This window comes from Streptomyces sp. NPDC088747 (genome assembly GCF_044751025.1).
Classification (GTDB): Bacteria; Actinomycetota; Actinomycetes; order Streptomycetales; family Streptomycetaceae; genus Streptomyces.
Genome location: NZ_JBIVKZ010000018.1, coordinates 210,674 through 224,637, shown reverse-complemented (window position 1 = coordinate 224,637; position 13,964 = coordinate 210,674). Strand labels below are relative to the sequence as shown.

Here is a 13,964-nt window from a genome sequence, read left to right as displayed (position 1 = left end):
GCCCGGTTACATTCCGAACCCGGAAGCTAAGCCTCATAGCGCCGATGGTACTGCAGGGGGGACCCTGTGGGAGAGTAGGACGCCGCCGAACTTATATTGGAGAAAACCCCTGTACCGGGAAACGGTACGGGGGTTTTCTGCGTTCGGGGTGCGATTCCGGGGTAATGGCAATTCCGGTTCATTGTCGGCGGGTACGGGTACGCATTCGTACCCGTACCCGTACCCGTACCCATACCCGAACCCGTACGCCAGCAGCGTTACTTCAGGCGGGACGAAGAGACGATCGAGACGATGTGGGCGGGGACCAGGAGCCACACGATCGCCGTGATGGCGATGGTGGCGACCTTCGTGGCCGTCAGGTCGCCGAGTGCCGTGTCCACGATCGCGGTCACGAGAAGCAGCAGGGTCGCCTCGATGCCGTTGCACAGGCGGTGCAGTTGGACGGCTGAGGCGAGGCGGCGAACCCGGGCGAGGCCGGTGGAGCGGGGGACCACGGACTGGTCGGTGGCCTTCTGCATGCCGCTGTCCGAACGGGCCACGTGGACGAGGTCGGAGGACGACTTCAGGAGCAGGACGCCGATGGCCGCCACCAGGCCGGCCACCAGGTAGGGGTCCAGGCCGAGTTCGGCGGCGCGCAGGCCCATGCCGACCATGACCGCGGCGTCGGCGAGGTAGGCGCCGAGGCGGTCCAGGTAGACGCCGAGAGGGCTGAACTGCCTGCGCCAGCGGGCCACTTCTCCGTCCACGCAGTCGAGCAGCAGGTAGAGCTGCATGAAGAGGACGGCCAGTACGGCGCCGGCCAGGCCCGGCAGGAGCAGGGCCACTCCGGAGAGGACGCCCGCGAACACCATCACCACCGTGATCTGGTTCGGCGAGACGCGGGTGCCGAGGATCAGGCGGGTGATCCGGAGGGACAGAGCGCGCATGTAGAGGCGGCCGGCCCAGTGTTCCGCTCTGCTGTCCAGCTTGCCCGGTGGGTGGATCACGTTGCGGAGTTCGTCGAGTGGGACCTTGGGCATGCTGCGCTTCTCCATGGAGGGCTGAGGGCTGAGGGCTGAGGGGGTAGGGGGATCTGACGTCGGGTCGACGCCGTACAGGGAAGATCATGGCGGGGACACTGACGGAGGGTGTCGGCAGGGTGGATATCCGGTGGGCGTTGTCGCAGGCGGGCAATACCGTGGATGCCATGAACCACGTGATCCGTTCCATACGTTCCGACGAGTGGGCCGAGGTGCGGGAGCTGCGGCTCGCGGCGCTGCGGGACCCGGTCGCCCATATCGCCTTCCTGGAGACGTACGAGGAGGCCGCGGCCAGGCCCGAGGGGTTCTGGCGCGAGCGGGCGGCCGGAGCGGCTCAGGGGGCGGCTGAGCGGCGTCAGTTCGTGGCCGTGGGCGAGGACGGGGTGTGGGGCGGGTCAGTGACCGTGCTGGTCGAGGAGGCCGGGTCGCGGGACTTCTTCGGGGGCGTCGTCGAGCGGCGGCAGGGGCATCTGGTGGGCGTCTATGTGCGGCCGGAGCACCGGGGGAGCGCGGCCGGGGTGACCGGGGCGCTCTTCGACGCCGCGCTTGAGTGGGCCTGGGAGAGCGGGCTCGGGCGCCTGCGGCTCTTCGTGCACGAGAAGAACTCCCGTGCTGAGGCGTTCTATCGGAAGGCCGGGTTCGCGCCGACCGGCGTGAGCGTGACCGGGGACACCGGGGAGCGGGAGCTGGAGTACGTGATCTCGCGGGCGTAGGGGACTCGGTGGCCGGGTGTCAGACCGGGAGTTCGTACTGCGGCCAGCGGGACCGGGCCTGCTCGTGCGAGCGGAGGAGGGCCAGGGTCGGGAGGCCCCGGGCCGCCCCCGCGGACAGCAGGTCCGGAAGCTGGGGGAGGGGAGCCACGGCCGCCACATCGTCCAGGACGAGGGCAAGTGGTGGGTCGAGGCGACCGGAGGATGACCGTTCGGCCATGCGCCGGCCGCGCTCGACCACGCTTGAGGCGAGGGCCGTCAGGAGCGGCATCGCGCCGGGATTCGCCCTGGGGTCCTCGATGGGTTCACCGACCACATAAAGCGTGCCCCCTTCGTTCACGAAGGAATCCAGAGTGAGGGTGTCACTTCGGTTCGGCGTGCAGGATTCGCGGATGTTGACCGTGGAGAAGGACGAAAGCGCGCGGGCTGTCAACTCCTGCGCGATGTCCCGGCGTTCGGGGTGCGAGGTGAGTGCCGCCTCCAGTTCGCCCGCGGCTCCGGACGCGGCCTTGGGGTTCGTGCGGAGGGCTCGTACGGCGTCCTGTACCTGCGTGCCCTGCGACCAGCGGTGGACGTGGCGGAAGGGCTTGCCCTCCACGGCGGCGGCGTGCAGGTAACTGCGCAGCAGCGTTTCCGCCGCGTCCGCCATGGGCTGGTCCACCTTGGCGGTGGGGCGTACGGGGGCGAGCAGGGTGGCCGCTCTCGCCGCCGCGGTGGCCTTGTCCTCGCAGCCGGCGGAGGGGGACCAGTGGAGGCGGGCCGGGGTGTCGCACAGGTGAGAGGGGTCGTAGAGGAGGACGGGGCCGAGCTTGGCTCTGGCGTCCTTGGTGTCCGACCAGGTTCGCGGGTTCGAGGTGACCACCAGGGCGGGGCCCTCCGCGTCCTGGATCGCCCGGACGGCCTGGGGGTGGCGGGTCTGGGCTGAGCCCAGGAGGACGGGGGCGGCCAGGCGGGGTGTCGTCGCCGGGGTTTCCCAACTGCCCGCGAGGGCGACCTGTTCCAGTGGCTGTGGCTGTGGCTGTGGCTGTGGCTGCGGGGGCGTTGTGGCTGGTGTCGGGAGGGGTTCCCTACCGCTCGCCTGTTCGGCCGGCGCCGACAGGGGAACCGTCGTCGCCAGTGGTTGCTCTGGCGTCGGCTGCTGCGGCTGCGGGTGCGTCGTGGCCGGTGCCGGGATGTTCGCCTGCCCGCCCATCCGTTCGCCCTCCGCCTCCAAGGGAGCCGTCTGCCTCGGCACCTGTGCCTCGATCCGGCGTCTGACCCTCCCCGCCCGCCACCTCGCCACCGTCCCTATGACGAAGACCGTCGTCACCAGCAGCAGCATCAACTGTCCGATGAACAAGCCCCAGAACAGGCCCCAGCCCGACAACTGGTCCGCGGGTGTGCCCGGCCAGGCGCCCGTCAGGTCGTGCGGCTCCCCGACGAGGTGCCGCATGGCCATCGGTGTGTGCGCGAAGGTGACGGCGTGCGGCCAGGCGCCATGGGAGAACAGGCCGGCGATGCCCGTGGACGTCCACACCATCACCGTCATGCCGAGCAGGAAGGCCAGCACTCCGACCAACAGGCCGTCGGGGACCCCTCGTTCGTCGCCGCGCTCTTCCTGTCTCATCTCACGTCACCGTCCTTACGCGACCGTGGACTCGGAGGAACCGTCGAGATCGCCCAGGTGCTGTTCCATGAAGGCGGCCGCGCGTTCCTCCGCCTCCAGTTCCGCGGCGTGCAGCGCGTCGTCGGCGATGAGTTCGGCGGAGGTCTGGGTCATGGCGCGGTCGGTGAAGACGAGGGGGCGTTCGGTCTCCGTGACCAGGTGTTTGACGACCTGGACGTTGCCGTTGACGTCCCAGACCGCGATGCCGGGGGTGAGGGTGGGGATGATCTCGACCGCCCACCTGGGCAGGCCGAGAACCCGTCCGGTCGCTCTGGCCTCGTCGGCCTTCTGGGCGTAGATCGTGCGGGTCGAGGCCATCTTGAGGATCGCGGCGGCCTCCTTCGCCGCGGCCCCGTCCACGACGTCGGACAGGTGGTGGACGACCGCGACGAACGACAGGCCCAGGCGCCGCCCGAACTTCAGCAGGCGCTGGAACAGCTGTGCCACGAACGGGCTGTTGATGATGTGCCAGGCCTCCTCGACCAGGAAGATGCGCTTCTTCCGGTCGGGGCGGATCCAGGTGTGCTCCAGCCACACACCCACGATCGCCATCAGGATCGGCATGGCGATGGAGTTCCGGTCGATGTGGGAGAGGTCGAAGACGATGAGGGGGGCGTCGAGGTCGATGCCGACCGTCGTGGGGCCGTCGAACATGCCGCGCAGGTCGCCGTCGACCAGGCGGTCGATGACCAGGGCGACGTCCAGGCCCCATGCCCGTACGTCGTCTATGGCGACGTTCATCGCCTCGGCCGACTCCGGTTCGGGATGGCGCAGTTGCTCGACGATGTCGGTCAGGACCGGCTGGCGTTCGACGATCGTCTCGTTCACGAAGGCGTGCGCGACCTTGAGCGCGAAGCCGGAGCGTTCGTCGAGTCCGTGGCCCAGCGCGACCTCGATGATGGTCCGGAGCAGGGCGAGCTGCCCGGTCGTGGTGATCGCCGGGTCGAGCGGGTTGAGCCGGATGCCCATGTCCAGGGCGGCGGTCGGGTCCAGCCGGATGGGGGTTATCCCCAGCTCCCGCGCGATGAGGTTCCACTCACCGGCGCCGTCCTCACCCTGTGCGTCGAGCACCACGACCTGCCGGTCGCGGAACCTCAACTGCCGTAGGACGTACGTCTTCTCCAGCGCCGACTTGCCGTTGCCGGACTCTCCCAGCACCAGCCAGTGCGGCGCCGGGAGCTGCTGCCCGTACAGCTGGAAGGGGTCGTAGATGTACCCCTTCCCGGAGTACACCTCGCGGCCGATGATGACGCCCGAGTCACCGAGGCCGGGCGCGGCGGTCGGCAGGTAGACCGCCTGGGCCTGGCCCGTGGACGTGCGGACCGGGAGCCGGGTCGTCTCGATCTTGCCGAAGAGGAAGGACGTGAAGGCGTCGGTCGCCGTGGACAGCGGATCCCGCATCAGAACATCAGCCCCTACCTGCGGATTCCGGTGGCGAACGGCAAGGTGTTGACGAAGGCGCGGTGGTGCTCGCGGTCGCACCACTCCAGCTTCAGATACGACTTGCCGGCCGAGGCGCGGATGGTCCGCTTGTCGCGGGCGAGGGCCTCGGGGGAGCGGGAGCTGACCGTGATGTAGCCGACGAGGTTCACTCCCGCGGCGCCGCTGGCGAGGTCCTCGCCGCGCTGGTCCATGCGTCCGTGGGCGGCGACGTCGCGCGGGTCCACGGTGCGGTTCATCTTGGCGGCGCGGCTGGCCTCGGCGGCGTCGTTGGTCTTCTCGGTCAGCATCCGCTCGATGGCGATCTCGGTGGGTTCGAGGTCCATCGTGACGGCCACGGTCCGGATGACGTCCGGGGTGTGGACGAGCAGCGGGGCGAGGAAGTTGACGCCGACCGGGGTCATCGGCCACTCCTTCACCCAGGCCGTGGAGTGACACCAGGGCGCGCGGGTGGAGGACTCGCGGGTCTTCGCCTGGAGGTAGGTGGGCTCCATGGCGTCGAGCTCGGCCGGCCAGGCGTTGCGCTTGGTCATCGCCTGGATGTGGTCGATGGCGTGGTCCGGGTCGTACATGGAGTGGACGAGGGAGGAGAGCCGGCCCTGGCCCAGCGGCTGACGTACGCGGATGTCGGCTTCCTGGAGCCGCGAGCAGATGTCGGTCAGCTCACGCGCCATGACGACGGCGAGGCCCGCGTCGCGGTCCAGCTTCCGGCCGCCCTGGGGACGGGCCGCGCGGGCCATCGCCTGTGCCTCGGCGGCCAGTTCGCGGGTGAAGTGCATGCAGGCGACGAGATACGCGCGGTGCTGCTCGCTGCTGGTGGACACCATGGACTGGAGCTGGTCGTACGACTGCTGGAGCCAGCCGGGGGCGCGCTCGTCGCCGCGTACGGAGACGTCCTTGGCGTGCGCGTCGGGGTCGGCGGGGAGGGTGCGGGCGAGCATCTGGATGCGGGTGACGAAGCCGTCGCCGTTCGCCACGTGCTTGAGGAGGGTGCCGAAGCGGTCTACGAGGGCTTCCTGGTCCTCGGAGTCGCGCAGGCCGACACCCGGGCCCTCGATCTCGATCGCGGCGGTGACCGTGCGGCGGTCGGCGTGCAGGAGTACGGCGATCTCGTCGGGGCCGAACGGCGCCGCGAGCCAGTTGATCCGGCCGATGCCGGGCGGCGGGCCGATCTCGACCTCGCGTCCGTCGGCGCTGACGCCGGCCTCCATGACGCTGCTGCGGTACGCCGTGCCGCGGCGCAGGCTGCGCTTGTAACTGCGGTTGATCTCGAACCACTTGTAGAACGTGCGGCGCTTGTACGGGACGTACACCGCCGCGAGGGCGACCAGCGGGAAGCCCATCAGCAGCACGATCCGCAGGGACAGCACCGGGACGACCAGACCGCACATCATGCCGAGGAACGCGCCCGCGATGATCAGCGCGATCTCGCCGGACTCGCGGTTCCGGCCGACGATCGCGTTCGGCCGGGCGCGGCCGATCAGATATGTACGGCGGGGCGTGATCACGTGGGACACGTGGGACTCGGTCGTCAACGCCCTTCACCTCCCGTGCGGTTGTTGCGGGCGTTGCTGGCGTGCGGGGTGTTGGCCGGGCTGGTACGCGGTGGGGGTGTGGCGGAGGGGACGGATCCGCCACCTCCGTTCGGCGTACGGGTGCTGTGTGCGGCCACGCCGCCGGAGGCGGGGTTGGCGGGGCGGGCCTGGCTGCCGCCGCCACCGCCTCCGCCGCCGTTGTCGGCGCGGGTGCTGTGGGTCTTGATGCCCTGGGCGACCAGGGTGGCCGGGGAGCTCATGACGGCGGCGGCCTTGCCCTCGGCGCCCTGCATGATGCGGTTGTTGCGGGAGCCGGCGATCTCGTCGCCGAAGCCCGGTACGAAGCGGTAGATCATCGCGCTCGCGAAGATGGCGAGCAGGATGATGGCGAGGCCCGAGACGACGGCGGAGAACGCGTCGGGGCCGTCGGCGGACGACAGGGCGCCGGCCAGGCCCAGCACGATCACGATCACCGGTTTGACCAGGATGACCGCGATCATGATGCCCGCCCAGCGGCGGACGTGGCCCCACAGGTTCTTGTCGACCAGGCCCGCGTACACGACGGTGCCGAGCAGGGCGCCGACGTAGAGGAGGGCGGCTCTGATGACCAGCTCCAGCCAGAGCACGCCGGCGGCGAGGATCGACACCATGGAGACGACGATCAGCATGATCGGGCCGCCGCCGATGTTCTCGCCCTTGGACAGGGCGCCGGAGAAGTTGCCGAAGAAGGTGTCGGTCTGGTTGCCCGTCGTCGCCGACAGGACCTCCGTGACGCCGTCCGTCGCCGAGACGACCGTGTAGAGGATCAGGGGGGTGAACGCCGATGCCAGCACCGTCAGCCACAGGAAGCCGACCGCTTCCCCGAGCGCGGTGGTGAGGGGGACGCCTCGCACCGCCCTCTTCGCCACGGCGAGCAGCCACAGGACCAGCGTCAGGATCGTCGACGCCGCGAAGACCACGGCGTACTGCTGGAGGAACTTCGGGTTCGTGAAGTCCACGTTCGCCGTGTCCTTGACGGCCTCACTCAGCTTGTCGATCGTCCAGGAGGCGGCGTCGGCGCAGCCCTGGGCGAGGGAGGAGAGGGGGTCGAGGGTGTCGGTGACGGGGTTGCTGGGAGTACCCGTAGATCCGCTGTCGTCTTCGCAGTACTGCTTCGCGGGACCGATCAGCAGGCTGCAGGGGTCCTTCGAGGCCGTCGGCGTGGGGGTCGGCGCTGCGAAGGCACGCGTAGCAAGCAGGATGGCCGAGGTTTGCACGACGGCTACGACGGTGGTGAGCCTGAGAACGCGGCTGCGGCTACCGGGCATACGTGAACCCTCCGTACTCCTCGATGGCCTTGCTGATCTCGTCCGAGCCGGCGGCCCTGTCGTCGCCGGGGACCGGGGCGGGTCCGTCCGTCTGGGAGTCCGTCACGATCTTCCAGTCGTCGTTGTCCCACTGGAGGTCGAAGGTCCACGTCTTCCAGGTGGAGGTGACGGGATCCGTGGAGGTCTCCCCGGACATTCCGATGAGCCCCATGTACCAGACGGAGACCTTGGCGGCGCTGTCGCTGTACTGCCCGGCCTTGGTGCCCACGGGGATCGTTCGCGAGACGAACGTGTTTCCATTCGGCGGATTGCCGTTGGCGTCGAGCCCCAGCTTGCCGAGGAAGTCTGTCGAGTAGGCCGCGTCCATCGGGCCCTGGAGTTGGCCTGCCGCGGCGGATGTGTAGATGGTGTTGACGATGTCGTGCCGACTGTCCTTGTTGAACATGCCAGTTGAGCCCAGCGCCACCGCGAAGTTCGCCGCCGCGCTCTCCGCGCCCTGCGGGCTGTGTGCGAACCCCGCCGGGATCCCCGCCACCTTCGACCCCACGGGCCGGTCCCCCGTCGGGGCCGTGGCCGAGGTCTCCGGCTTGTCGGTGGTGGTGTCCGCGGAGGAGGAGTCGTCGCCGCGGTTCGCGAAGGCGATCGCGGCGATCAGGAGGACGACGACGCCGACGACCGTGACCAGGCTGCGGGAGGAGGACCGGCCACGCCGGGCACCCCCGTACACGTCGCCCGCACCACCCGGCAGCCGCGTCCGGGTCTGGCCGGAGCCGCCGTACCCTCTGTCCTCACCGCGCGAGCCGTCGCCGTAGCCGGGTTCGTCACCGAGACTCATGTCGCGTACGCCCCCTCAACCTCTCGCTGAACCGCGTAGTACGACGGTAGCCGTGCTGGTTCCCGCGCGGGCGCGGTGTGGTGAGTCGACATCAGGGAAACGCAACCTCAGCCGGTGGGCACGACGGACGGGTGGGTCGGAGCGGGAGGAGAGGATCCGGGCGAGCCCGGCCCGGCCTAGACGGCCATGCCGTACACGATGGTGAACAGCGTGCCGAGGGACCCGATGATGAAGACTCCGGTGAGGCCCGCGATGATGAGGCCCTTGCCCTGTTCGGCGCTGAAGGTGTCACGGAGGGCCGTCGCGCCGATGCGCTGCTTGGCCGCACCCCAGATCGCGATCCCGAGGCAGAGCATGATGGCGACCGCCATCACAACCTGGACCATCGTCTTGGCTTCGGTACCCAGGCTGCCGAAGGGACCCCAGTCCGGAGCGATCCCGCCGATGATTGTGGTGATGTCGCCCTTTTCGGCTGCGAAAAGCATGTAAGTCACCGCCCCTAGTGGGTAGTTCTGCACCCTCTGCCCTGTGCGCAGAGGTCGAGCCCATTCTCGCCGAAGATGACGCCGTCGGATGTCGACTTGACGTCATTGGTTGGCGGGTTTGGTATGCAAAGGATCGTATGGTCACTCTGTGTATCACGGCTGGTTACGCCGAGCAATGAAGTTGGTGCGGAACCTGTCGTGTGGTTCCGTCGTTATCCCCTATTCATGAAACCGCGGACGGTCGCGCGTCCGCGGGATGTGGCCGAAGGACCGTCAGTCAGAAGGCTATCCCGGGTTGTTGTGGGACAGGGAAACGGGCCGCGGCGCATCGGACGTCCGTGGGCGTACACCGGCGCGGAGGCCGCCTAAGGACCGTCGGACGGGACCGCGGGGCGGTCGGTCCGCCCGCCCTCCGGGTCCATGTGCGGCAGGACGCGGTCGAGCAGGCGCGGTGTCCACCAGGCGCGGTGGCCCAGCAGGGTCATGACCGCGGGCACGAGCAGCAGCCGTACGACCGTCGCGTCGATCAGCACGCTCACCGCGAGGCCCAGTCCGAGCATCTTGACCACGACGTTGTCGCTGACCACGAACGCGGCGAAGACGCTCACCATGATGAGGGCGGCGCAGGTGATCACGCGGGCGGTGATCTCCAGGGCGTGCGCGACGCTCGCCTTCGCGTCGCCGGTGCGCAGCCAGGCCTCGTGCACCCGGGAGAGCAGGAAGATCTCGTAGTCCATGCTCAGTCCGAAGATGATCGCGAACATCATCATCGGCACGTAGCTCTCGATGGGCACCTTGCCCTCGACGCCCAACGCGGGCCCGCCCCAGCCCCATTGGAAGACGGCGACGACGACGCCGTACGACGCCCCGATCGAGAGCACGTTGAGTACGGCGGCCTTCAGGGCGACCAGCAGGCCGCGGAAGACGATGAGGATGATCAGGAAGGCGAGGGCGACGACGACGCCGATGATCAGCGGGAGGCGGCTCGCGACGATGTCGGCGGGGGTCCCGGAGACGGCCGCGGGGAGGGTTTCGTCGACGAGGCGGTTGGTGAGGTCGGTGGTCGCGGCGCTCTGCGGGGCCGCCTTCGAGTAGACCGTGCCGACCAGTACGTCGCCGTCCTGCGTGGGTGTGAGCGGGGTGACGGTGGCCGCGCCCGCCACGTCGGTCAGCTCCTTCTGCGCCTGGGAGGAGAGGGCGGAGCGCTGGTCGGAGGGCACGTCGGTCTGGTCGATGACGACGGTCAGCGGACCGTTGGAGCCGGGGCCGAAGGACTGCGCCATGATGTCGTAGGCCCGGCGGTCGGTGAACGACTTCGGGTCCGCGCCGTCGCCGATGTGGCCGAGCTGGATGGAGAGCAGCGGGATCGCCAGCACGAGGACGGTGACCAGGCCGCCCGCCAGGAACCACCAGGGGCGCCGTTCCACGCGCTGCGCGTAGCGGTGCCAGGTGCCGTGCGCGGGTGCTCCGGGCTCCGCGTCCTTCGAGGCGCCCTTCGAGGCGCCCTTCGAGGCGTCCGTCGCGGCGACCGGCTCCGCGTCCGTCTCCGCGACCGGGCGGCGCACGTGGTAGCGGTCGATGCGCTTGCCGATGAGGCCGAGGAGCGCGGGTACGAGGGTGAGGGCGCCGACGACCGCGGAGACCACCGTGACGGCCGCGGCCACCCCCAGTTTGCCGATGAACGAGACGCCGGAGACCGAAAGACCGGCCAGCGCGATGATGACGGTGCAGCCGGAGACGAGGACCGCCCGTCCGCTGGTGGCGTTCGCGCGCCCCGCCGCTCGCACGGGATCGGCACCGTCCATGAGGTTCTGCCGGTGCCGGGTGATCAGGAACAGGGCGTAGTCGATGCCGACGCCGAGCCCGATCATCGTGGCCAGGGTCGGTGACACCGTGGCGAAGGTGAAGGCGGAGGCGAGCAGCCCCAGGCAGGCCAGGCCGCCGATCACGCTGATCAGCGCCGTGAGGAGCGGGATGCCCGCGGCGATCACGCTCCCGAACCCGACCAGCAGTACGACGATCGCCACCGCGAAGCCGATCAGCTCGCTGACCCGGTCGTCGGCCGCGGGTCTGGCCAGTTCGCCCAGCGGTCCGCCGTACTCGACGTCGGCGCCGGCCGCGCGCAGCGGCTGCACGGAGTCGTCCACGCCGTGGAGGTAGTCGTCGCCGAGGGTGGAGGGCTGTACGTCGAAGCGGACGGTGATGTACGCGGTCTTGGCGTCGGAGGAGAGGGGGCCGACGTCAGGCTGCGACTGGCCCGAGGAGGTCTCCAACGGGTTCTGTACGGCCAGGACGTGCGGCAGTTTCTGGAGGTCGCCGACCGTCTGGGACATCTGCGAGGACAGGTCGGTCAGCGGTTTCGACCGGTCCTGGAGCACGATCTGGCTGCTGTAGCCGCCGGCCGCCGGATCGTGCTCCTTCAGGACGTCCAGTCCCTGCTGCGACTGGACGCCCGGCAGGGAGAAGTTGTCCTCGTACTCCCCGCCGAACGCGCGGTTGAGCAGGCTCAGGGCGACGAGGGCGGCCAGCCACAGGACGATGACGGTCACGAAGTGCCGTGCGCACCATTCACCGAGCCGGCGCAGTCGCATGGGTCGCTCCCAGCGGAGACGTTCGATCACGTCCATTAAACGTCCCGATGATCACCGCGTCCTGTTGGACGGGCGCCCTCGTCCCGCGGCTGCCGGGGTCAGCCGATCGCGTCCGCCAGGACCGTGGCCGTCTTCGCGACCAGCGGGTTGTCCGCGGTGGCGGCCGGGTCGGGCTTGGTGGTCAGCACGGCGATGACGACCGGGGTGCCGTCCGGGGTCCAGGCGATACCGACGTCGTTGGCCGTCCCGTACTGGCCCGTGCCCGTCTTGTCGCCGACCGTCCAGTCCTGGGGCAGGCCTTTGCGCAGGCGTTCACCGCCGGTCGTGTTGCCGAGGAGCCAGGTGGTCAGGCGGGTGCGGTCCTCGTCGCCGAGGGCGTTGCCCAGGGCGAGCCGGGCGTAGGTCCTGGCGATGGCGGCTGGGGTGGTGGTGTCCTCGATCCGTCCCGGCTCGGCGGAGTTCAGGGCCGGTTCCCAGCGGTCCAGCCGGGTTCTCGGGTCCCCGAGGGAGCGGCAGAAGCGGGTGACCGCCGTGGGGCCGCCCAGCTCGGTGAGCAGCAGGTTGGCGGCGGCGTTGTCGCTGTAGCGGATCGCCGCGTCGCAGAGTTCCTCGACGGTGAGGCCCGCCGCCACGTTCTCCGGCTTGACGGTGACCGCTCCGCCGCCGGACGCCGTCACGTAGTCCCCCGTGTAGTGGATCCGCCTGGCGAGCGTCTCGCCGTGCCGGTCCAGGTCCCGCAGTACGGCCGCGACCGCCAGCGTCTTGAACACCGAGCACATCGGGAAGAGCTCCGACGCCCGGTACCGCGCGGTCGCCTTCGTCCCCAGGTTGTGGGCGAACGCGCCGACCCTGGCGCCGTGTTCCTCCTCCAGTGCCCGCAGTCGGGCGTGTATCTCGTTCCGGGTACGGAGGTTCGCGTGCGCCTGCCCTCCGGTGAGCGCGAGTGCGGCGGTCGCGGTGGCCGTGGTGAGCAGGGTGCGGCGCGTTGTCGTCGTGCTTAGGATTTCTCGTCCTCCAGTCCCTGTACGAAGTGGTCGAACTCGCCCGCCTGTACGCCCAGTACGAACGCGTCCCACTTCTCCTGAGTTGTAGTGACGATGTTCGTGGGGTCACCGGTTTCACGGATGTACACGAGGTCCTCGTCCCCGAAGGCGAGCTCGATCCAGGGACCGGGGCCGGTCTCGTCGTCGGGGGCGGCGCGGGTCCACTCCAGATCCGGGGGGATGTCAGCCACGGGGTGAGTCCTGTTTGAGGGTGCGCAGGAGGGTGCGGAAGGTGGCGGGGGCGGCGCTGAGTATCGCCGCGGTGGGGTCGCTGCTTTCGGTGAGATGGATCGTTCCGGCGGTGCCTGCGGCGACATGTATGCAGGAGTTGCCCTGGGCGCAATATGAAGACTTCTGCCAGGTGGGTTCAGGCATCTTGGCTCCTTCACAGGTCATGGATGACTTTGTGGATGAAGTCTCGCGACTGCGCCGGGGGCATTGCTGTGGCCTCCATGCGGTCGAGCAGGACGCGGTACTTGTCGAGCTGGGCTTCGGAGTCCAGGAACGCCGGGCCGTGGGACTGGTCCAGGTTCACCGTGTCGAGCTGTGGCACCGGACCCTTGGAGTAGTAGATCGACTGGCCCGAACCGGGGAACGTTCCGGCGTCGAACGGGATCACGTGGAGGGTGATGTGTGGCCGTTCGGCCATGTCCAGCAGGTGCGCGAGCTGCGCGCGGGTCACTGAGGGCCCGCCGAACTTCATCCGTAGAGCGGCCTCGTGGATGATCGCCTGGTGCGGTGTCGGGGGGTCTCGGTAGAGAACCGCTTGCCGCTTCACGCGGAACGACACCCGGTGCTCGATGTCGGGGGGCGACATCTCGGGTACGTCTTGGCGGAAGATCTCGCGGCCGTACTCCGTGGTCTGGAACAGGCCGGGGATGTGCACGGTCACGGCGGAGCGCAGCATCGTGGCGTGGTGCTCGACCTCGGCGAGATCGAGCAGTATCGCGGGCAGCAGCTCGCGGTACTCCTCCCACCAGCCGCGACCCCGCTCGTTCGCCATGTCGCCGAGTGCGTCTACGAGGGCCTTGTCCCCGCAGTCGTAATGGCAGGCCAGTGTGCGCACCCGCTCGGGGCTCACCCCGGCACGCCCTGCTTCCACGTTGCTGATCTGGTTCTGCTGCACGCCGAGCAGCTTGCTGGCCTGAGTGGAAGTCAGGCCGGCGCGCTCCCGGAGTTTGCGCAGCTCGGTACCCAACCGGAGTTGACGACCCGTCGGGTTGCTTCTCACGGGCTGGCCCGCCTCCCTCGTACAGCAGGTCACCCACACGGGTGATTGATCAGCCCTTTCACGGAAACCGTGTAAGACCTTTTACGGTTGCCGCTACTTTATAGCTCGGGCCCTCGCCCAGAA

13 protein-coding genes and 1 rRNA gene are annotated in these 13,964 nt (G+C 69.3%); 2 read left to right on the top strand and 12 right to left on the bottom strand.

Features of this window, described 5'->3' with window-relative positions:
- Window positions 1-91: ribosomal RNA gene (gene rrf, locus ACIP79_RS34265) — 5S ribosomal RNA — on the top strand; the annotation flags it as partial.
- Between the two features lie 166 nt (window positions 92-257).
- Here rrf and ACIP79_RS34260 read toward each other — a convergent pair.
- Window positions 258-1,019, bottom strand: coding sequence for a CDP-alcohol phosphatidyltransferase family protein (locus tag ACIP79_RS34260; RefSeq protein WP_401229699.1), 762 nt, complete (start codon window positions 1,017-1,019; stop codon window positions 258-260).
- 167 nt (window positions 1,020-1,186) lie between these two features.
- Between ACIP79_RS34260 and ACIP79_RS34255 the strand changes: the two genes are divergently transcribed.
- Entirely contained in the window at window positions 1,187-1,732 is a 546-nt protein-coding gene (locus ACIP79_RS34255; RefSeq protein WP_401229696.1) for a GNAT family N-acetyltransferase, read from the top strand.
- Window positions 1,733-1,751: 19 nt separating this feature from the next.
- Here ACIP79_RS34255 and ACIP79_RS34250 read toward each other — a convergent pair whose 3' ends face one another.
- The 11 genes from ACIP79_RS34250 to ACIP79_RS34200 all read right to left on the bottom strand — a co-directional run bounded on the left by ACIP79_RS34250 (window position 1,752) and on the right by ACIP79_RS34200 (window position 13,841).
- Window positions 1,752-3,335: a type IV secretory system conjugative DNA transfer family protein gene (locus ACIP79_RS34250; protein ID WP_401229694.1), complete on the bottom strand. Its 1,584-nt coding sequence runs from the start codon at window positions 3,333-3,335 to the stop codon at window positions 1,752-1,754.
- 15 nt (window positions 3,336-3,350) lie between these two features.
- Window positions 3,351-4,775 (bottom strand): ATP-binding protein, encoded by a 1,425-nt coding sequence (locus ACIP79_RS34245; protein WP_383682171.1) that lies wholly within the window; start codon window positions 4,773-4,775, stop codon window positions 3,351-3,353.
- A 14-nt stretch (window positions 4,776-4,789) separates the two neighbouring features.
- Complete coding sequence (locus tag ACIP79_RS34240; protein WP_383682169.1) at window positions 4,790-6,349, bottom strand: SCO6880 family protein; 1,560 nt, start codon at window positions 6,347-6,349, stop codon at window positions 4,790-4,792.
- A complete protein-coding gene (locus tag ACIP79_RS34235; protein WP_401229691.1) occupies window positions 6,346-7,656 on the bottom strand; it encodes a hypothetical protein in 1,311 nt (436 codons plus the stop codon). Before ACIP79_RS34235 ends, ACIP79_RS34240 begins: the two co-directional genes overlap by 4 nt.
- Window positions 7,646-8,491, bottom strand: a complete 846-nt coding sequence (locus ACIP79_RS34230) for a hypothetical protein (RefSeq protein WP_401229688.1) — start codon at window positions 8,489-8,491, stop codon at window positions 7,646-7,648. Before ACIP79_RS34230 ends, ACIP79_RS34235 begins: the two co-directional genes overlap by 11 nt.
- 176 nt (window positions 8,492-8,667) lie before the next feature.
- Window positions 8,668-8,976, bottom strand: a complete 309-nt coding sequence (locus ACIP79_RS34225) for a hypothetical protein (RefSeq protein WP_326722163.1) — start codon at window positions 8,974-8,976, stop codon at window positions 8,668-8,670.
- Between the two features lie 365 nt (window positions 8,977-9,341).
- Window positions 9,342-11,567, bottom strand: coding sequence for an MMPL family transporter (locus ACIP79_RS34220; protein ID WP_401229685.1), 2,226 nt, complete (start codon window positions 11,565-11,567; stop codon window positions 9,342-9,344).
- 98 nt (window positions 11,568-11,665) lie between these two features.
- The gene (gene bla, locus ACIP79_RS34215; RefSeq protein ID WP_401229723.1) at window positions 11,666-12,571 is read right to left on the bottom strand and encodes a class A beta-lactamase; all 906 of its coding nucleotides are present in this window, start codon (window positions 12,569-12,571) and stop codon (window positions 11,666-11,668) included.
- Complete coding sequence (locus ACIP79_RS34210) at window positions 12,565-12,801, bottom strand: DUF397 domain-containing protein (protein ID WP_383682161.1); 237 nt, start codon at window positions 12,799-12,801, stop codon at window positions 12,565-12,567. Before ACIP79_RS34210 ends, bla begins: the two co-directional genes overlap by 7 nt.
- Entirely contained in the window at window positions 12,794-12,985 is a 192-nt protein-coding gene (locus tag ACIP79_RS34205) for a DUF397 domain-containing protein (RefSeq protein WP_401229682.1), read from the bottom strand. Before ACIP79_RS34205 ends, ACIP79_RS34210 begins: the two co-directional genes overlap by 8 nt.
- A 10-nt stretch (window positions 12,986-12,995) precedes the next feature.
- Window positions 12,996-13,841: a helix-turn-helix domain-containing protein gene (locus tag ACIP79_RS34200; RefSeq protein WP_401229679.1), complete on the bottom strand. Its 846-nt coding sequence runs from the start codon at window positions 13,839-13,841 to the stop codon at window positions 12,996-12,998.
- Window positions 13,842-13,964 lie beyond the last annotated feature (123 nt).

What these genes read in the sequence shown, in the direction of transcription:
- ACIP79_RS34250 (WP_401229694.1), bottom strand. Translation starts at nt 3,335, where the DNA reads ATGAGACAGGAAGAGCGCGGCGACGAACGAGGGGTCCCCGACGGCCTG.
- ACIP79_RS34225 (WP_326722163.1), bottom strand. Translation starts at nt 8,976, where the DNA reads ATGCTTTTCGCAGCCGAAAAGGGCGACATCACCACAATCATCGGCGGG.
- ACIP79_RS34205 (WP_401229682.1), bottom strand. Translation starts at nt 12,985, where the DNA reads ATGCCTGAACCCACCTGGCAGAAGTCTTCATATTGCGCCCAGGGCAAC.
- ACIP79_RS34220 (WP_401229685.1), bottom strand. Translation starts at nt 11,567, where the DNA reads ATGCGACTGCGCCGGCTCGGTGAATGGTGCGCACGGCACTTCGTGACC.
- ACIP79_RS34260 (WP_401229699.1), bottom strand. Translation starts at nt 1,019, where the DNA reads ATGCCCAAGGTCCCACTCGACGAACTCCGCAACGTGATCCACCCACCG.
- ACIP79_RS34230 (WP_401229688.1), bottom strand. Translation starts at nt 8,491, where the DNA reads ATGAGTCTCGGTGACGAACCCGGCTACGGCGACGGCTCGCGCGGTGAG.
- ACIP79_RS34255 (WP_401229696.1), top strand. Translation starts at nt 1,187, where the DNA reads ATGAACCACGTGATCCGTTCCATACGTTCCGACGAGTGGGCCGAGGTG.
- ACIP79_RS34235 (WP_401229691.1), bottom strand. Translation starts at nt 7,656, where the DNA reads ATGCCCGGTAGCCGCAGCCGCGTTCTCAGGCTCACCACCGTCGTAGCC.
- ACIP79_RS34245 (WP_383682171.1), bottom strand. Translation starts at nt 4,775, where the DNA reads ATGCGGGATCCGCTGTCCACGGCGACCGACGCCTTCACGTCCTTCCTC.